Source organism: Enterococcus sp. HMSC076E04, from assembly GCF_001814285.1.
GTDB classification, from domain to species: Bacteria; Bacillota; Bacilli; order Lactobacillales; family Enterococcaceae; genus Enterococcus_B; species Enterococcus_B lactis.
The window spans coordinates 24,566-42,398 of the sequence record NZ_KV815601.1; the positions used below are offsets into that span (position 1 = coordinate 24,566).

The 17,833-nt window shown below is 38.3% G+C and carries 18 protein-coding genes and 1 pseudogene; 5 read left to right on the forward strand and 14 right to left on the reverse strand.

Annotated features, from left to right (window positions below; genetic code table 11):
- Positions 1–23: 23 nt before the first annotated feature.
- The 10 genes from HMPREF2961_RS08050 to HMPREF2961_RS08095 all read right to left on the reverse strand — a co-directional run bounded on the left by HMPREF2961_RS08050 (position 24) and on the right by HMPREF2961_RS08095 (position 8,609).
- Positions 24–1,073, reverse strand: a complete 1,050-nt coding sequence (locus HMPREF2961_RS08050; protein WP_070704508.1) for an aldose epimerase family protein — start codon at positions 1,071–1,073, stop codon at positions 24–26.
- A 232-nt stretch (positions 1,074–1,305) separates the two neighbouring features.
- A complete protein-coding gene (locus tag HMPREF2961_RS08055; protein ID WP_025477354.1) occupies positions 1,306–3,108 on the reverse strand; it encodes an FtsX-like permease family protein in 1,803 nt (600 codons plus the stop codon).
- Between the two features lie 13 nt (positions 3,109–3,121).
- A complete protein-coding gene (locus HMPREF2961_RS08060) occupies positions 3,122–3,874 on the reverse strand; it encodes an ABC transporter ATP-binding protein (RefSeq protein ID WP_002312797.1) in 753 nt (250 codons plus the stop codon).
- Positions 3,875–3,882: 8 nt separating this feature from the next.
- Entirely contained in the window at positions 3,883–4,245 is a 363-nt protein-coding gene (locus tag HMPREF2961_RS08065; protein ID WP_070704496.1) for a YxeA family protein, read from the reverse strand.
- A gap of 169 nt (positions 4,246–4,414) precedes the next feature.
- Positions 4,415–5,287, reverse strand: coding sequence for an SPFH domain-containing protein (locus HMPREF2961_RS08070; protein ID WP_002315928.1), 873 nt, complete (start codon positions 5,285–5,287; stop codon positions 4,415–4,417).
- Between the two features lie 47 nt (positions 5,288–5,334).
- Positions 5,335–5,823, reverse strand: a complete 489-nt coding sequence (locus HMPREF2961_RS08075; RefSeq protein WP_002293229.1) for a DUF5348 domain-containing protein — start codon at positions 5,821–5,823, stop codon at positions 5,335–5,337.
- A 137-nt stretch (positions 5,824–5,960) separates the two neighbouring features.
- Positions 5,961–6,791, reverse strand: a complete 831-nt coding sequence (locus HMPREF2961_RS08080) for a DUF4097 family beta strand repeat-containing protein (protein WP_070704499.1) — start codon at positions 6,789–6,791, stop codon at positions 5,961–5,963.
- A gap of 14 nt (positions 6,792–6,805) precedes the next feature.
- Positions 6,806–7,414, reverse strand: coding sequence for a DUF1700 domain-containing protein (locus tag HMPREF2961_RS08085; RefSeq protein WP_002293226.1), 609 nt, complete (start codon positions 7,412–7,414; stop codon positions 6,806–6,808).
- A complete protein-coding gene (locus tag HMPREF2961_RS08090) occupies positions 7,407–7,724 on the reverse strand; it encodes a PadR family transcriptional regulator (protein ID WP_002293224.1) in 318 nt (105 codons plus the stop codon). Before HMPREF2961_RS08090 ends, HMPREF2961_RS08085 begins: the two co-directional genes overlap by 8 nt.
- Positions 7,725–7,880: 156 nt before the next feature.
- Complete coding sequence (locus HMPREF2961_RS08095; RefSeq protein ID WP_002293223.1) at positions 7,881–8,609, reverse strand: DUF554 domain-containing protein; 729 nt, start codon at positions 8,607–8,609, stop codon at positions 7,881–7,883.
- A gap of 161 nt (positions 8,610–8,770) precedes the next feature.
- On the opposite strand from HMPREF2961_RS08095, the gene HMPREF2961_RS08100 reads away from it, so the two are divergent.
- Positions 8,771–9,652, forward strand: coding sequence for a LysR family transcriptional regulator (locus tag HMPREF2961_RS08100; RefSeq protein ID WP_002293221.1), 882 nt, complete (start codon positions 8,771–8,773; stop codon positions 9,650–9,652).
- A 233-nt stretch (positions 9,653–9,885) separates the two neighbouring features.
- On the opposite strand, the gene HMPREF2961_RS08105 is transcribed toward HMPREF2961_RS08100, so the two are convergent.
- Positions 9,886–10,929, reverse strand: coding sequence for a HAMP domain-containing sensor histidine kinase (locus tag HMPREF2961_RS08105; protein ID WP_025477355.1), 1,044 nt, complete (start codon positions 10,927–10,929; stop codon positions 9,886–9,888).
- A 2-nt stretch (positions 10,930–10,931) separates the two neighbouring features.
- The gene (locus HMPREF2961_RS08110) at positions 10,932–11,600 is read right to left on the reverse strand and encodes a response regulator transcription factor (protein WP_002315931.1); all 669 of its coding nucleotides are present in this window, start codon (positions 11,598–11,600) and stop codon (positions 10,932–10,934) included.
- A 141-nt stretch (positions 11,601–11,741) separates the two neighbouring features.
- On the opposite strand from HMPREF2961_RS08110, the gene HMPREF2961_RS08115 reads away from it, so the two are divergent.
- Complete coding sequence (locus HMPREF2961_RS08115) at positions 11,742–14,078, forward strand: ABC transporter ATP-binding protein/permease (protein ID WP_070704502.1); 2,337 nt, start codon at positions 11,742–11,744, stop codon at positions 14,076–14,078.
- Between the two features lie 262 nt (positions 14,079–14,340).
- On the opposite strand, the gene HMPREF2961_RS08120 is transcribed toward HMPREF2961_RS08115, so the two are convergent.
- Entirely contained in the window at positions 14,341–14,652 is a 312-nt protein-coding gene (locus HMPREF2961_RS08120; protein WP_002320403.1) for a hypothetical protein, read from the reverse strand.
- Positions 14,653–14,832: 180 nt separating this feature from the next.
- On the opposite strand from HMPREF2961_RS08120, the gene HMPREF2961_RS08125 reads away from it, so the two are divergent.
- The 3 genes from HMPREF2961_RS08125 to HMPREF2961_RS08135 are packed head-to-tail and all read left to right on the forward strand — an operon-like array spanning position 14,833 to position 17,360.
- Entirely contained in the window at positions 14,833–16,308 is a 1,476-nt protein-coding gene (locus HMPREF2961_RS08125) for a UbiD family decarboxylase (RefSeq protein WP_002315933.1), read from the forward strand.
- A gap of 46 nt (positions 16,309–16,354) precedes the next feature.
- Entirely contained in the window at positions 16,355–16,939 is a 585-nt protein-coding gene (locus tag HMPREF2961_RS08130) for a UbiX family flavin prenyltransferase (RefSeq protein ID WP_002293209.1), read from the forward strand.
- A 1-nt stretch (position 16,940) separates the two neighbouring features.
- On the forward strand, positions 16,941–17,360 hold the full coding sequence (locus HMPREF2961_RS08135; RefSeq protein WP_002315934.1) for a prenylated flavin chaperone LpdD: 420 nt from the start codon (positions 16,941–16,943) through the stop codon (positions 17,358–17,360).
- 107 nt (positions 17,361–17,467) lie between these two features.
- On the opposite strand, the pseudogene HMPREF2961_RS15195 reads toward HMPREF2961_RS08135, so the two are convergent.
- Positions 17,468–17,751, reverse strand: a pseudogene (locus HMPREF2961_RS15195) (DUF1905 domain-containing protein).
- Positions 17,752–17,833: the final 82 nt, after the last annotated feature.

Below are 17,833 nucleotides of genomic sequence, written 5' to 3' on the forward strand. Positions count from 1 at the left end.
AGTGTCACATTCCCTTTTTTAATTTATTCTATTTCTTTATATTTATTTATTTTGTATTCCGTTACAAATTCGCGTACTTGGTTAGGTTCCAGAGTGACATCTCCAAAACTTTCAAGTCGCTCTGCTCCTGGTAGTTCTTGAGTCTCAAATGTGATACCGCCATGATCTACTAATTTTTTTCCACGCATTTCTGGCCCATCTTCTCCAAAATTTGCGGTAAAAATCACAATTCCTGAAGCATCCGTTTTTACTTGGATTGATACTTTTTCATCAGGGCTCGTCAATTCCACTGCATTTAGCAGATCAGCCTGTTTTTTTAATAAAAATGGATGATCGATACCGCCTACCATCGTTGATTGGCGAAAATCACTGGCGAATACCTCACCTAATTTTTTAGGATGTTGAAAGTCAAATGCTGTACCGCTTACTGAAATCACTTCTCCTGTAGGCGTCGTATCTTTATTGAGCGTAGCGAATAATCGGCTGTTCAACCAAAGCGTATGTTCGTCGATTGGCTGTGTTGGATCACCAGTTAAATTGAAATAAACATGATTCGTCGGATTGAATACTGTTTTCTGGTCACTGATCCCTTGGACTGTCACTCGCCATGTATCATCATTCGTCAGTGTATACCGTACTTCTACGTCTAAAGTGCCAGGAAATCCATTTTCCATGTCTGGACTAGTCTGATAGAAAATGACTGAGGCTTCGTTCTCACCATTAATAACTGTATAATGCCACTGCTTGGCTTCAAAGCTAGGTGCACCGCCATGTAAACAATGGCCAGTATCTGGATCTGTTTTTACTTTGAATGTTTCATCATCTAATTTGAATGTGCCATCCGTGATCCGTCCAGCCATACGTCCGATTGAAGCTCCGATATAAGGATCTTTTTCCAGATATTCTTTTGCTTCATCAAAGCCTAGAACCAACTCTCGTTTTTCATTATCGATCATTGTTTGAAAATGGACGACTCGTGCACCTAGATCACTGACAGACAAAGATGTCCCATTTTGATTCGTGATCGTGATCAAGTGATAGTTTCCGTCAAAATTTTGTTCATTGATTTCCATGTTCCTTGCACCCTCTTTTCTTTCATTTGTACTGATTCCAGTATACATGGAAACCGTTTTCTTAACAGCTTATTCCGTGAGTAACGAGAAAAAATTTACTATATTCTAATAAAAGATCACGAAAGAGGGACTGTGACAAAAACTTGTCACAGTCCCTCTTTCTGAACAAACGGTGTTCCAGAAGTAGCTTCTTCGGAGATAAGCCGAAATTTCTTGAAGCTGATCACTTCTGTCACAACCTCTTTTTCAATACGATTCCAGTATACAACCATGTCGTCAGTACATAGTAGATGAAATACAATACGAAGAAGATCGTAAATGGCACCCAAATATCTTTATATGGATTTTGCATGAATAGACCAAACATTTGTAACCCGAACAAGACATGGACTACACCTAAGATTCCTGGTGCTAAGAATAACACACCTACTTCTCTACGGATCGATTGTTTAAGCAATCCGCGTCGTGTTCCTATCTTTTCAAGCATTTCATAACGAGCGATGTCACTCTTGCTTCCTGACAAGATCTTGAACATCAAACAGCTAGCAAGCATAGTCAAGAAAGCTAAACCTAAGAAGAATCCCATAAATTCAAAACCAGAGAATAGACTATTATATCCTTCATACATTTCATACTTCTGGTTACTGTACTCTACTTTTTGCAAAGATGGATTGTTCGTTTTATTTTGTGTAGCAAGTGCTTTGATTGGTTCCAAGTTTGCTTGGAAGTCTTTGACCTGAACTAGCTGTAAAGTGGATTGTGGCAAACTCAGTTGATCAAATTCCGATTGACTGACTACCTTGATTTCTTTTTCTTGCTGTTCAGGCAATTCATAGCCACGAAGCTCATCTTGTACAGTCAGTTCATTCATTTTTTCAGCAGGAACTTTTTCTTTCGTGATTTTCGGCGGTGTCCCATCTTCATGTTTTATCATGATCAATGGTTGAGCCGCAAATTCACTTGCATTATAGTAAATCGTTCCCGCATCTTCTTTTTGAGTATAAGAAGCAGAAAGTGTTGGTGATAGTTCTTTGATTTTTTGCTGATCTTCTGCCCGAGGATTATTCATCACTAGGTCATAACCAGCAGCATTTTCCGTCATTTCCGAAATTTCATTTCTAAATCCTAGACCTACTGTCAAAGCACCAAGTGCTAAAGCAAACAGCATAGCAACCATGGAGAGCATTTGTGTATATTCACGAATACGAAAACTTAACTGTGACAATGTGAAATTGTTCAATTTTTTCAATGAAATCTGTTCTGATTTCTTTAGTAATGATAAGAAGAAAATGATCACAGAGTGGAAAATGAAATAAGTTCCTAATACGATCGTGACTAGAGCTACTCCCATACCAAAAACTTGATAGGTCCCCACATGTTTCATCATATAATAACCGCAGCCTAGAAAAGCAATCCCTAGTACTACTTCAAGGAAGAACAAGAATTTATGCTGCTTGATTCTTGTTGGTGTCTGATCCGCACGAATCAATGCTAAAATCGGTTTTTTGACAATCGAAAAAGCATTGACAATAGCTGCTAATAAAAACAAAATAGCAAAAAACAAAACGGTGATCAACAACCCATGAATGCTAAAAGGTGTAAAATGCGAAATATTGATATCTAACTGATCCACTAATAATCGGTGGACGATACTTGTCAATCCTACACCGACAGCTGAACCTACTAAGGTAGCCGCGATCCCTACTACGAATGTTTCAGAAAAAATCATCTGTGCGATTTTTCTGCCTTTTGCTCCTAGCATCATAAACATGGCATAGTCTTTTTGTCGCATCGTCATCAAAAAGGAATTCGCGTATAAAATATAAACGAATGTGATGATCCCTAGTAAAACAGAACCTAGTCGGAAAATGATAACTGTAGCAGCAACGACCGTATTGCTTTTCAAAAAGGCTTCGTTGCTCGCCATTGATTCAAACATGTAAAAAATAGCAGATGCCATAACTAATCCTGAGAATAATACCAAGTAATCTCTTAAACGGCTCTTGATCCCAGTAAGTGATAATTTCCAAAGCATAGTCAATCTCCCCCTACTGTTCCAAGTTTCCAAGAATAGATAGTATTTCCCGATAGAAGGAATCCCGGCTTTGATCTCCACGTTTCACTTCTTGATGGATACCGCCATCCTTGATAAATAAAATACGTTGGCAATAACTTGCAGAAAACGGATCATGTGTCACTAGAAGAATCGATACATGATCTTTTGTATTCAATTCGTCCATCGTATCTAAAAGATCACGGGCACTTTTAGAATCCAGCGCACCTGTAGGCTCATCCCCTAATAAAATCGTTGGTTGTGTGATCAACGCACGTGCGGCAGCGACTCGTTGTTTTTGTCCACCAGAAATCTCAGAAGGATAGCTTTCCAAAATATGAGCAATCGATAAACGTTCTGCAATTTTTTGGACACGTTGCTTGATTTCTTTTGGTCTGACACCTTGTAAAGAAAGAGGAACAGCGATATTTTCTTGTGCTGTCAAACTTTCTAATAAATTGAAATCTTGGAAAATAAAGCCGATTTCATTCGCACGAAAATCTGCTAGTTGATTTCCTTTTAATGTCGTCACATCTTTTTGATTGATTCGGATATGTCCATCTGTTGGTTTGTCTAATGTGGATAAAATATTCAAAAGCGTTGATTTACCTGAACCGGAAGCACCCATGATGCCAATAAATTCACCTTTTTCTACATCGAAGCTGATGCCACTTAATGCTTGCGTCTTTTTCTCATTGTTTTTCCCGTATACTTTTGTTACATTCTGTACTTCGACTATTTTGTTCATTTCTTTCCCTACCCTTTAATTAGTTTTTCTAGTGCTGTTTTCGGCACATCTTTTTTTTCGACTTCTTCATATGAAGTGACACCTTTCTTTTTGTTCCAGGTGATTTTCAAATATGCTCCTTTACGAAGCGGTCGAGTCAATTGCCCATTGAAATCTAGTTCTTTTTCCTTACCCTCTTTCGTATAACCAGGCAGGATATATCTATAGTTGACTATTTCTTGTCCAGAGTCTGCTTTGGAGACTGTTTTTGCACCATCTGTCGTAATCTGTACATAGTATTCTTCTCCGCCCATCACTACGTAATCTGCGATTTTCACCCCTGCAAGTGCCACAACGATGAAAACAAGTAGTCCGATCAGAATTTTTTTCACTTTTTCCCCTTCTCTCTTACTTTATATATTGATTATAGAAAAAAACGAACAATTATGCCTTCGAATCATCTATCATTCTTCTTTCAATTTTGTCATTTTCATTGAACAACTAAAAAAGAGTTTAAGACAATCGTCCTAAACTCCTTCTTCCTATCTTACAAAAACTATATCACTTACGGTCTTTCATATCGCCTGTATTGATAACGGGTTGCGTTCCTTTGTCTGTAATGATTGAGACAAGTAAATTATTGATTAATTGGACTTTTCGATCATCGGTGAAATTGATTTCTTGTCCTTCTTCGATTTGTTCCAAAGCCATTTGAGTGATCGTGACAGCTCCTTCAACAATGGTTTGTCGAGCAGACAAAATAGCTCTTGCTTGTTGACGTTGCAGCATGGCACTGGCGATTTCTGTTGCATAGGCTAAATGATTCAATCGTGTTTCGATTACTTCGACACCTGCTACTGCTAAACGCTCTTGCAACTCCTTTTTCAACTCGTCAGACACTGCCGTAGTGTTTCCTCGAAGCGTCAAATCATCATCATTGAAGGTATCATACGGATATTGGCTAGCGATATGCCGGATGGCTGTCTCACTTTGGATTTCTACAAAATCTTGATAATACGCTACATCGAATAATGCCTTTGCTGTATCAATGACTTTAAACACGACTACTGCTGAGATTTCGATGGGATTTCCGTCTAAATCATTGACTTTTAAAACAGAACTGTTGAAATTCCGAACTTTCAACGAAACAGTCATTTTTTGTGCCAAAGGAATCGTAAGGAAAAAGCCATTTTCCCGGATCGTACCTAAATATTGTCCAAAAAACAAAATCACTTTTGCTTGATTAGGGCTGACTACAGTTGCCGAACTTAGCAACAGTAACGCGATCAGCCAAAGAAAAATACTTAAAAATAGTGCCCAAACTTTCGCTTGCCACATGCCTAAATAGAAGAAAAATAAACCAACTAAAGCTAATACGACCAAACTGACGATTCCTGCATAACCATTGATATAAATTGCTCTTTTTTCTCTCATTCTACTTTCTGCGCTCCTTTATCCTTCAATAAATATAGTGTTGCTTTTTAATCCTTTTTTCGAATTCGCGCCATTGCACCTTCTAGTTCCAAATCTTTGTCTTCAGTGATGTACCAACCGCTTGCTTGTGTTCCTCCGGCTGCTTGCGGCAAATAATCCAATCTTGTTCGAACCCAGTGTTTTTCTTCTGTAAAATAGTCTTCTACCAAGATTTCTAGATCCATTCCTGCTGAAAGAGGCAAGTCTTCCCGAACAGATTTAAAGATAAATCGTTCCTTCTCCCCATCATACTTCAATATTCCTGTATCGATAATCGGTAAAGAATAATAGTCCAGTTCTTTCTTCACCGTCAATAAATGTTTGAAAACTTCATGGTACACTTGCTCTAATTGACGACCTTCTGAATTGTTCGGATAGTTGACCATCACTTTTTCTTTATCTGGATCATAAAAGGTTTGACTTAGTTGAGTGATATAAGTATGTAATCTTTCCATTTCTGTTTTTAACTTTTCTCTTTGACCTTCTTCTGCCTTCATATACTTTTTCACCCTGTTTTCTTTATAGATATGTTCTTACTTATTTTACTATAGTTATGTGTGTTAAGCGATGAAAAACAGCAAAGATCCTTCCGATCTTTGCTGTTTTTTCTTAAACTATCCAGTTGTTTGCTAGATCAATCTGTTTCATCGTCTTCTTGATCTGTCGTGATATTGATCGAAGTGTCTTTGGCAGTGATCTTCAGCCGTTTCTGTCCTTGCTCTAACAACGTATTTGTTATTGGCTGGTAGTCTTTTTCAATATGAGATTCACCAGATGTTTGGAGAGTATAGCCACTGTTTTCCATCTCATGCAAAGATAAATTACTATTGTTTAGAGTGACGTTTCCTTCTTTGCTGACCAAACTGTCTTCTAGATGTAAATTGCTGCTTTCTCCTATGACGGTCAAGTTATCCACCTTGACTTCATCTAAACGAAGAGAACCTAATTCATCTTTCGCCGTTATTGTTCCTCCCGTAAATTCATTGAATGATACCCAACCATCGTGTGTCATAGTATTTACTTTTTTGATCGATACTTCGTTGATGTCGATTGCACTATTATTCCCTTCGATTGTCAATTCAGATAATTCCTGATCTGCAGGGACAACAATAGTGATTTGTGCACTGGTGTCTTCCAAACTAATAATCGCACCTTCTGATTTTTTGACTGCATTCACGGTCAATACACCATTTTTCTCCTTTATTTCTGGCTTTTCTGTCTTATCGTAGGTCGTTTTTATCTCAAAATCCAACCCGCGTATGACTGACACTGTTTGATGTTCTGCATGGATGACGATTTTGTTTGCCTTTTTGATTTTTTTCGTCTCCGTCACCATATCGATCAATCGAGGGCCATCATCCCAAGTCAGACTCTTTTGAGCGCCTAATGTATAAGTTGCACCTGCTAGGAGTCCGCCAGTAACCATCAGGATAATACCGGTAATCAAAAAATGTTTCAATCTCATTTATCTGTCCTCCTTCAAGCGCCCGCTGAATGCAGATCTCTTTTTGTAATAAAACGCCGTCCCATCCATTTAACAAAGTTCATCATGACATAAAAAAGCCATTTTGTTCCTTTCAGCAACAGTGGCGAAATAAATACTGCGCTTCCCGTGGCGAACAGACCAACACCGATAAAGAATAACCCACTCAGAATCGATTGACCAAACACACTGATTCCTGAGATGATCATGAATAAGCCAATACCTAAGATACTGATACATAGAACATAGATACTAAAAATGAGCGCCAGCAAAGCAATCAATAGTCCCCCAATAACCAATATAAACCCCAATGCTAGTGGAATGAGGACAGGAGAAGCAAATAAACCGATAATGATTAACCAAATCAGACGCATTTGTCTTTTTGGACTCCTCACTAACTCGTCTTCTGCTTGTTCTTCTTCTGAAAAGTAACTGATTTTTAATTTTAAAGCAAACTGCTTTGGTGTACCATATTCATCAATGACCTGATCTAATGTTTTTCCGGAATCTAAAAAATATTCCTCATAATATTGGATCAAATCAAAACGATCGTCTTCAGGAATTTCTTGAAGATGATCCACAACTTCATTCAAATAATCATTCATTTGTGCTCTCCTCCAATAACCGGTCTAAAGAATCTCGAAAAACAATCCATTCATCAATAATTTCTTCTAAATGACGACTTCCTATTGGTGTCAACGAGTAATATCGACGGTTCCTACCTTCAAAAGGTTCATCATAGGTCTCAAGATACCCTTCTTTTTTCAATCTTCTCAAAACCGGATAAAGTGTAGATTCACTGACTGAGAGACTTTCTTGTACGATTTTTGTTAAGGCATAACCATACATATCTTCTTTGCTTAATGCTGCTAACACAGTGCCATCAAGAAGAACAGTTGGAATCTGGATGTGCATTACGTCACCTTCTATTCTCAAGTGTAATATTTTATTACAATCTATATTATACATCATATAATATAGTTTCAAAATCAGTTTGTCAAATACAAAAAAAACTGACTAAAAGGTTTGATCCCTTTTAGTCAGCAAAAAATGGCTTCTCTTTGATTATTATTATAACAGTGGCATGATCCAATTCGTCCACATCCAACTTAGTGGCATGATAACGATCATTGCTGGTATCATGTCAGCTACTGGGAACATTTTCACGTTGATCATTCTAAAACCGGTAGCAACCATCAAGAATCCACCGCAAGCTTTAAAGTCTAAGATCATATCTGGTGTAGTCAATGGATAAATAAATTTTGCCAATAAGAACAAGATATAAAAAATAATGAATTGGGGAATCGCTACTACGGAAACGACATATCCTAAATTACATGCAAAAATTGCTGCTGTGAAAAAATCAAGGACAGATTTAGAAATCAAAATCGTACTATCTCCAGTCATCCCAGAATCTAAGCTTCCATAAATCCCCGTACCACTTGCACAAAATAAAACAATGACCGTCACTAATGTGCTGATAAATTCATCGTGGGTCATACCAAGCTTTTCACTAGGAAAGATTTTAGAAATAGGCACTTGCATCAACGCAGCGCCCTTGTTAATCCCATTACCTAAATGAACAATCAGTCCAATCGCTGTTCCTATCACCAAAGCAAAAATAACAGCTGGCATATTTTTCATTGGCGCAATGGAATAGATACCCATCCCCATTGAACACACACCAAAAACCATCGTCAGCTGCGCTTTAAAGTGTTCGCTTAGTTTATTTCCTACTAATCCGCCAATTAGTCCGCCAAGCAAAACGGAACCTACATTGATCAAAACTCCAGTTGGCATCAAAAAAACTCCTCTCTTTCTCTATAAAGCGAAAATTATTACAGAAAATTTTCTGCAATCACTGCTTTCACTGCAAGAAAGATTGTACCAGACAGAGTAGGTTACACCAATTCATTTTTTGTGTTAAAGTATTCTTTATTGGAATAAGTAGGAGGAATATGATGGATATCCATAAATTTGAAGTTTTTCTTGATTTAGCCGAAACAATGAATTTCACCAAAACTGCTGAACGACAATTCACCACCCAAGGAAACATTTCTAAACAGATTCTTTCGTTAGAAACAGAACTAGACGTAAAATTATTCGAACGTGCCCATAGAAAAATCGAGTTGACCGAAGCTGGAAGCTTGTTGCTCCCTTATGTAAAAAATGTCGTAGAACAATACCATGCCATGCAAGAAGTGCTTGAAACCTATACGCAAGAAAACAATCTTTCATTAAATATCTTAACGATACCAACCATGATCAATTACCAAGGCTTTTCCAAGATTACCGAATTTTTGAAACGTCATCCTGAATTTACGGTCCAGTTGAAAGAAGTGGAAAGTATCGAACTGACTTATGACGATACAAATGAACATAGTGATACGATCCACTTTGCCAGAAGCTTCCAGGCCCCACCAAGTTCGATTGAGTGGCTACCTACTGAAACAGACGATTTTGTAGCAGTTCTGCCTAAAACCCATCCTTTAGCTGCTAAAAAGAAATTGGATCTAAGTGAACTGAAAAAGGAGAATTTTTTGGTTCTTGGCCCTACTACGAACTTGTATCAACCTGTGCTGGACTTGTGTCGCGAAGCTGGATTTGAACCGAGAATCTCTTATAAAGGATCTAGGACCGACTTGATCATCAATATGATTGCAAATGACATGGGGATTGCTATTGTTATGGAAAAAACAGTCAAAAATCTGTTAAAAGAAAATACTGTGATCCTCCCCATCTCTCCAACAAAAGAAAGTTATCTCGCATTTACGCGTAAAATCGGTGAACATTCTTTGGCTTCAGACACATTTTGGGAGTATTTGAAACAAGAAGAGAACTAGGCCCTTCATTTTCTGTCTATCAATCCATCCAAAAAAGAGAGCGACTCATGACTTTCGCTCTCTTTTTTGCATCATATCCTTGTTTCAATGACACATCTATCATTTCTCGTAGTTCAATAAGAAAGCAGCGATTTTATGTCGAAAGAACCGTAAGAACATTTCCCTCATCACAAAAAAACGACTCCCCCCCTAAAAACCTTCAATCGAATTTTTAGGGGGGGTTATTCTTTTTCCTATTGTTTACTTAACCGTATCATTGCTGTCGTTCCTACTCCTTCGATACTGCTATAATCAATACGACCATCATGCAGTTCTAGAATTTTTTTGACCAGTGAAAGTCCTAGCCCATTCCCAGAAATTTGACGGCTTGTATCTCCTTGATAAAATTTTTCAAACATTCGATCTCTGGTCTCTTCATTCATTCCTACACCTGAATCGGTCACTTCCAGTACAATCTCTGTGGCTGTCTCAAATAGTTTGATATGAATCTGTCCATTGACTTGATTGTACTTTATGGCGTTATCCATGATATTCAACCACACTTGGTACAAAAACTCTTCATTGCCTGTGTAATTTACTGCAGCCAGTTCGATATCCAATTCTAGCTGTTCTTTCTCCCATTTAGGCTGCAAAAAAACGATTACTTCTCGAATTTGTTCATCTAATCGGTACTCTTTTTTTTCCAGTTGGATACGCTGGTTTTCCAGTTTGTTCAATTTTAAGATGTTCTCTGTTAATTGTGAAAGCTGCGTGATACTTTCGATAATCCGATATAAAAATATTTGGCGTTCTTCGTCAGAGAGATTTGGGGCTTGTAACAATTGTACATATCCTTGGATCGTTGCTAATGGTGTTTTGAATTCATGGGATACACTGGACACAAAATCATTCCTCAATGTTTCGATACTATTGAGTTCTTGGACCATAACATTGAAATCTTTATACAGTTGCTGTACTTCTGCTACTTTCTGCTGCTCATCCATTCGAATCGAAAAATCTCCCGTTGCTACCAGACTCATATTTGTCCCTAGTGCACTGATTGGATGCAGAATACGCCGCCCAACAAAAATCGATATTCCTGTACCCACGATCATACTGAACCCTGCAAAGACGAATAACGGGTATAGCGTTGGTTTTCCAGCCGATTCAGCAGGTGAGATAGAATGCCGAGACAATAAGAAAATAAAACCAAGAAAACACAGCAGTGTCACTAAGATCGAAATGAAGACAATACTGGCAAAATAGATCCATAATTGTGAAAATAGCTTTTTTTTCATCTTTAAATAACCGCCTTATAGCCTAGTCCCCGTACTGTCATGATTTGAAAATCTTCCGTCTTTTCAAAACGGGTCCTTAAACGTTTGATATGTACATCGATCGTTCGTTCTTCTGTATTCGTATCTAATCCCCAAATGTCATCCATCAACTGTTGGCGAGTGAAGATCTTGTTGGGATAAGACAGTAATTTATACAGAAGCAGAAATTCTTTTTGAGGCAGAATCAACGAATGCTGATCTTGTAACACTGTATAAGTATCCAGCTCTAATTTTGTTTGTCCAATCATCAAGCTACTGCTGTAATTGATTTTTGAACGTCGAAGCAATGCTTCCACACGTAGGATCATCTCATTGACATCGATGGGTTTTGTCATATAATCATCTGCTCCTAGTTTGAACCCGCGTTTCTTATCCTCAAAATCGGCCTTTGCCGTAATCATCAGAACAGGTGTGTCAAATCTGGTGCTACGTAATGAGTCTAGCAAGTCATAGCCATCCATTTTCGGCATCATGATATCTGTAATGATCAATTCTATACGTGTCGCTTCTAGTTTTTTCAGCGCATCCTCTCCATTCAGTGCAGTGATGACTGAAAAGCCCGCTCGTTCCAACACAGAACGGTAAAGCAACTGTAATTGCGGATCATCTTCTACTATTAAAATACGATTCATTGTTCTCCCTCTGTTTTTTGAAAAATTTCTAGATTTTTTCTTGCAGTTCATCTTCAGTTAACATTTATTTTGTATACTACGATCATTGTTCTGATATACTTATTAGTATACCGAATATTTCAATACGGGAGAAGGGTGATTATGCTTCAATTAAAAGATATAAAAAAATATTATAAAGTCGGCGAAACCACCACTAAAGCATTGGATGGTGTATCTGTCGCTTTCAGACAAAAAGAATTCGTAGCGATTTTAGGTCCTAGTGGTTCTGGTAAAACGACTATGCTGAATGTGATTGGTGGACTAGATAATTATGATTCCGGTGATATGGTGATCAACGGAAAGTCTACTAAAGACTTCAAAGACAACGACTGGGATGCCTACCGAAACAATTCTATCGGGTTCATTTTCCAAAGTTATAACTTGATTGGTCATTTAGGCATTATTGAAAATGTTGAACTTGGGATGACATTAAGTGGTGTTTCTAAAGACGAAAAACGAAAACGGGCAGAAGATGCCTTGCATCGGGTCGGCTTGACAGATCATATGCACAAAAAGCCAAATCAGCTATCTGGTGGACAAATGCAGCGGGTAGCAATCGCTCGAGCGCTAGCCAATGATCCAGATATCCTTTTGTGTGATGAGCCAACCGGAGCTTTAGATACAGAAACAAGTATCCAGATCATGGAACTGATCCAAGAGTTATCGAAAGAAAAATTAGTGATCATGGTCACACATAATCCTGAACTGGCCAATCAATATGCAGACCGGATCATTGAATTTTCTGATGGTAAGATCTTAACGGATTCCCATCCTCACATCGAACGACCAAAAGATGATCAATTTAACCTACGCAGAACGAAGATGAGTTTTTGGACAGCGTTGAAGCTTTCTTTCAACAATATCCGAACAAAAAAAGGACGTACTTTCTTGACTTCCTTTGCTTCCAGTATCGGGATCATCGGAATCGCGATCGTCCTTTCCCTTTCTTCTGGTTTCCAAAAGCAAATCGATAACACGCAAGCTGAAACGATGGCGAAATTTCCGATCACTATTTCTAAGGTAACGACTAACCAGACCCGTGACGATGCTGGATTAGGTGCAAGCAAAGCAGAGTATCCAGACAGCAAAACGATCACAGCAAAAGTCAGCGAAGAAGACAAAGCACAGCATACGAATAAGATCGATCAAACCTACGTCGATTATGTAACAGACATCGATCCTAATTTAAGTAATAATATTGGGTTTACTCGTACAACAGGAATCAATCTTTTACGTGATGTAAATGGCAAAGTACAGCCTGTCAGCTTCTCGAATCAAAACCCTGATGCGGAATCTCTTTCCTTGTCTAGTACGATGTCAGCAATGACAGGTGTGGGAGTGTCAAGTTTCCCTACACAGCTTGACACTAGCAAAGAAAACTTTTTAAAAGACAATTATTCTTTACTTGCCGGAAGTTATCCAGCCTCAGCAACAGATGTCGTGCTGATCGTAGACGGCAACAATAATACTAATATCAATGCATTGAAAAATCTTGGATTTGATGTGAAGGAAGACGAAAAACTTGATTTCGATGAGATCGTCGGTACAACATTCAAGTTAGTAAACAACAATACTTACTATACAAAACTTCCAACTGGGAATTTCATTCCTAATACAGATTATGATTCGATGTACCAGAATTCTTCAGATGAATTGAAGATTTCAGGAATCCTACGCGTGAAGTCTTCTTCTACAATGAATCTCTTATCGCCAGGAATCGCTTATAGTGATCAATTAACGACTCAAATCGTCAATGAGAACAAAGAATCAGAAATCGTCAAAGCCCAAAAAGACAGTGATGTAAATGTCTTAACTACTGAAAAAGTTGACGAAAATGCCAAACAAACATTGCTTAGTTATTTAGGCGGAGACAGCTTGCCTTCAAGTATCATGATTTATCCGAACAATTTTGAAGACAAAGAAAAAATCTTGGATTATTTAGATGATTACAATAAAGGCAAATCAGATGAAGATAAAATCATTTATACTGATTTAGCTGGAACGATGACTGAACTGACTGGCGGATTGATGGATGCTATCACTTATGTCCTCATTGCTTTTGCAGGGATCTCTTTAGTAACAAGTATGATCATGATCAGTATCATTACTTATACATCTGTGATTGAACGGACAAAAGAAATCGGTGTACTAAAAGCTTTAGGTGCACGGAAAAAAGACATCACTCGCGTATTTGACGCAGAAACGTGTATTTTAGGTATTTCTTCTGGGATACTAGGTGTGTTTATTGCCTGGCTAGCTACATTCCCTATCAATAGCATCTTGTACAGCATGACGGATCTAAAAAATGTTGCGCAACTAAATCCTGTCCATGCGATCATTCTAGTGATTGTCTCTACTGTATTGACGATGCTTGGCGGTCATCTTCCTGCACGAATGGCAGCGAAAAAAGACGCTGCTATCGCTTTGCGTGCAGAATAAAGCTATTCGTTTTTTCCAATTACTACAAAGGGTGGTGACAAAATTGTTGTCACCACCCTTTTTTTGAATAAACAGCTTTTCATAACCTCTCGATAAACGGCGTTCTCCTTCCAACTCCTCGGTCACAACCTCTGATTCACGGTGTTCCTGAAGTAGCTTCTTCGGAAATAAGCCGAAATGTCACAAAAATTTGAGAAGCAATTTTCGTACATTCCTTCTTATTTCTTGAAGCTGACCACTTCTGTCACAACCTCTTGCCTATTTATAATTCTGGAATATGGTTTTCCCCTTTGAGCCACAGTTCTTGCGGTGTATATTTGTCTTTTCCATTTATGAATACTGTTCCATCTGCTTCAATCGTTACTTCAGTCCCAATCCACATATTAGTAGACAAAGCGAGAAGATTTTTTCTTTTTCCTCTTCCTTTTTTTCCAAATTGCAAGGCATCGGTTATCTCTTCTGTCCAATGAGATTTCACGTATTTTACTTCCCCGTTTTCAAATGTAACTTTCAAAATATTCGCTATATTTTCTACTTTTACTGCTTTAGGAAATGACTCCTCCATTTTTTTCACTTTCCTTCCATTAGGATTTAGTATGCGCTTTCTTATTGTTGTAAGTATATCATAATTTATTCTATTATCAAAAAACCGTATCCATTCCATTAAGGAATATTTTATCAAACAAGTTGAATTGTTTTCCTCCTTTGTACCTTTTACTATAGATAGGTAAAGACAACTAAGGAGGAATTTTTCATGACAGATCAACCGTATGATTTAAGAAAAGTCATCGAAGAACTAAAAACACTTCCAGGTCAATATCACGAAACAGATATTGAAATCGATCCTGAAGCAGAATTATCTGGTGTTTACCGTTATATCGGTGCTGGCGGTACAGTAAAACGTCCGACTCAAGAAGGACCAGCTATGACTTTCAACAATATCAAAGGTTTCCCCGGCACACGTGTGAACATCGGGACAATGGCTAGTCGTAAACGTGTAGGTGAAATTTTGCACCATGATTATCGAACACTTGGCCGTTTCTTGAAAGACGCTGTAGAAAATCCAATCAAACCTGTGAAAGTAGACAAAGCAGACGCTCCAGCACAAGAAGTGGTTCATCTAGCTACCGATGCAGACTTCGATATTCGCAACATTTTGCCTGCACCTACAAATACTCCTGAAGATGCAGGTCCATACATCACGATGGGTGTAGTCTTAGGATCAGATCCAGAAAAAACAATGAGCGATGTAACGATCCATCGTATGGTCCTAGAAGACAAAGATACGATCGGTATGTACATCATGCCTGGTGGGCGCCACATTGGTCACTTCCAAAAACAATTTGAAGCATTGAATAAACCAATGCCTATCACTATCAATATTGGTTTAGATCCAGCAATTGCCATTGGTACGACTTTCGAACCACCTACCACTCCACTTGGCTACAACGAACTATGGTGTGCAGGAGCTTTGCGTAACGAACCTATTCAAATCGTTGATGGTGTAGTAGTCGATGAAGTGGGTATTGCTCGTGCTGAATTCATCATTGAAGCAGAAATCATGCCAAATGAAACAATGCAAGAAGATATCAACACGAACTCAGGGAAAGCAATGCCAGAATTTCCTGGTTATACTGGGGATGCTAATCCAGCTGTACAAGTAGTAAAAGTCAAAGCAGTTACTCATCGAAAAGACAATCCAATCATGCAAACAACGATTGGTCCAAGTGAAGAACACGTATCTATGGCCGGTATTCCTACAGAAGCAAGTATTCTTGCCTTGGTTGATAAAGCTATTCCAGGAAAAGTAGTAAATGTCTACAATCCTCCTGCAGGTGGCGGTAAATTGATGACCATCATGCAGATTCGTAAAGAAAACGAAGCGGATGAAGGTATTCAACGCCAAGCAGCTATTCTTGCCTTATCAGCCTTCAAAGAATTGAAGACAGTCATTTTAGTCGATGAAGATGTTGATATTTTCGACATGAACGATGTAGTTTGGACTTTCAACACTCGTTTCCAAGGAGATAAAGACATTATTGTGCTCCCAGGAATGAGAAACCATCCATTGGACCCATCAGAATTACCAGAATATAATCCTGGCTCTATTCGTTTCCGTGGGATGAGTGCAAAAACTATCTTTGACGGTACAGTTCCTTTCGATATGAAAGAACATTTTGTACGTGCAAAATTCCAAGAAGTAGAAGATTGGGAAAAATATTTGAAATAATGAATGATCTGCAACTGTTTTGACATCATAAAAAGGAGTGCGGAAAATGGAACAATTGGCACAACGGAAGAAAAAAATCGTGATTGGTGTAAGTGGCGCTTCGGGCACCATTTATGCCATCAACCTAGTGAAGAAACTAAAAGAATATCCGATGGTAGAAACACACGGAATCATCAGTCCATGGGCAAAACAGAACTTAAAGCTGGAATCCGACTTATCCCTAAATGAATTCGAAAGCCTGTTTGATTACCATTATTCAAACAAAGATCTAGGTGCTGCTGTCGCCAGCGGATCATTTTTGACCGATGGAATGATCATCGTACCGGCAAGTATGAAAACAGTCGCAGGTATCTCTGTTGGTTTAGGCGACAACCTGATTGCACGTGCTGCTGATGTAACAATGAAGGAGCAACGAAAGTTAGTCATTGTCCCTCGTGAAACGCCATTAAATGCCATTCACTTGGAAAACTTGACTAAATTAGCACGACTAGGTGTGCAAATCATACCACCGATCCCTGCTTTTTATAATCAGCCTCAAACGATCCAAGATCTTGTTGATCACCATACAATGAAACTTTTGGATCAATTTGGGATTGTAAATGAACATTCAAAACGTTGGCAAGGTGATTAATATGGAAAAAGAAACGATAGTTGAAGTAACAAAACTAGGTTTCACGATCCAAGCCGCTGTTAAAGTAATCGGTAAAGACTTATTGATTACTTTAACAGGCGGAGATACACCACATATCGGAACAGTCACTACATTTTCTCGTGATACAGAGATCCAAACTGTACGTTTCCCTAGCCACGATGGTCGTTTCCACAAAGACGATGTCTTAGCCGAAAAAATAGCTGTGGTCATCAAAAATGCCGTTCCAGGAAGCTGTACGATCACTTCCGGTATCCATGTTGACCATATCTCCAATGCACAAATCAACGCTTCTTTTCCGATGTCAGAAGAGTTAGGTTACAAGATTTTAGATTGGTTGGAAAAAACAGATTTCCATATCAAAGAACCCGTTTATTATAAAGATGGTGAAAAACCATTATGAAAGAAGAGGTTGTGAAATCAGCGTTATGAGCGAATACCGAGGGTCAGCTGATTGAACACCGTTTATCAAAGAGGTTGTGACACATCTTTTGTCATAACCTCTTGTTTTTATTTTTGCTTCACTGTAACTGCTACGATATCACCAATATCTTTTCCGATGTTTTTACGAATATCTTTTCGTAGTCCAAGGATATAGCAGACCGAACCATCTAAATTTTCACTCCCATATTCACGATACTGCCTTCGTACGGCACATTATCAAAAGTTGCTTGGACTTTCACTCTTCCAGCACCGAATTCTTCTCTTATATCATATGGAAAAACAATATATGCGCCACCCTTGCCGACTTCGGAAGCATAGATTTTTGATTCAAAAGAATAAGTTTTCCTCATTTTATTCCTCCTATTTTTTATATCTAGTATAGCATAGCAAAAAAAGAAGGAACTGTGACAAAAGTCTTGTCGCAGTTCCCTT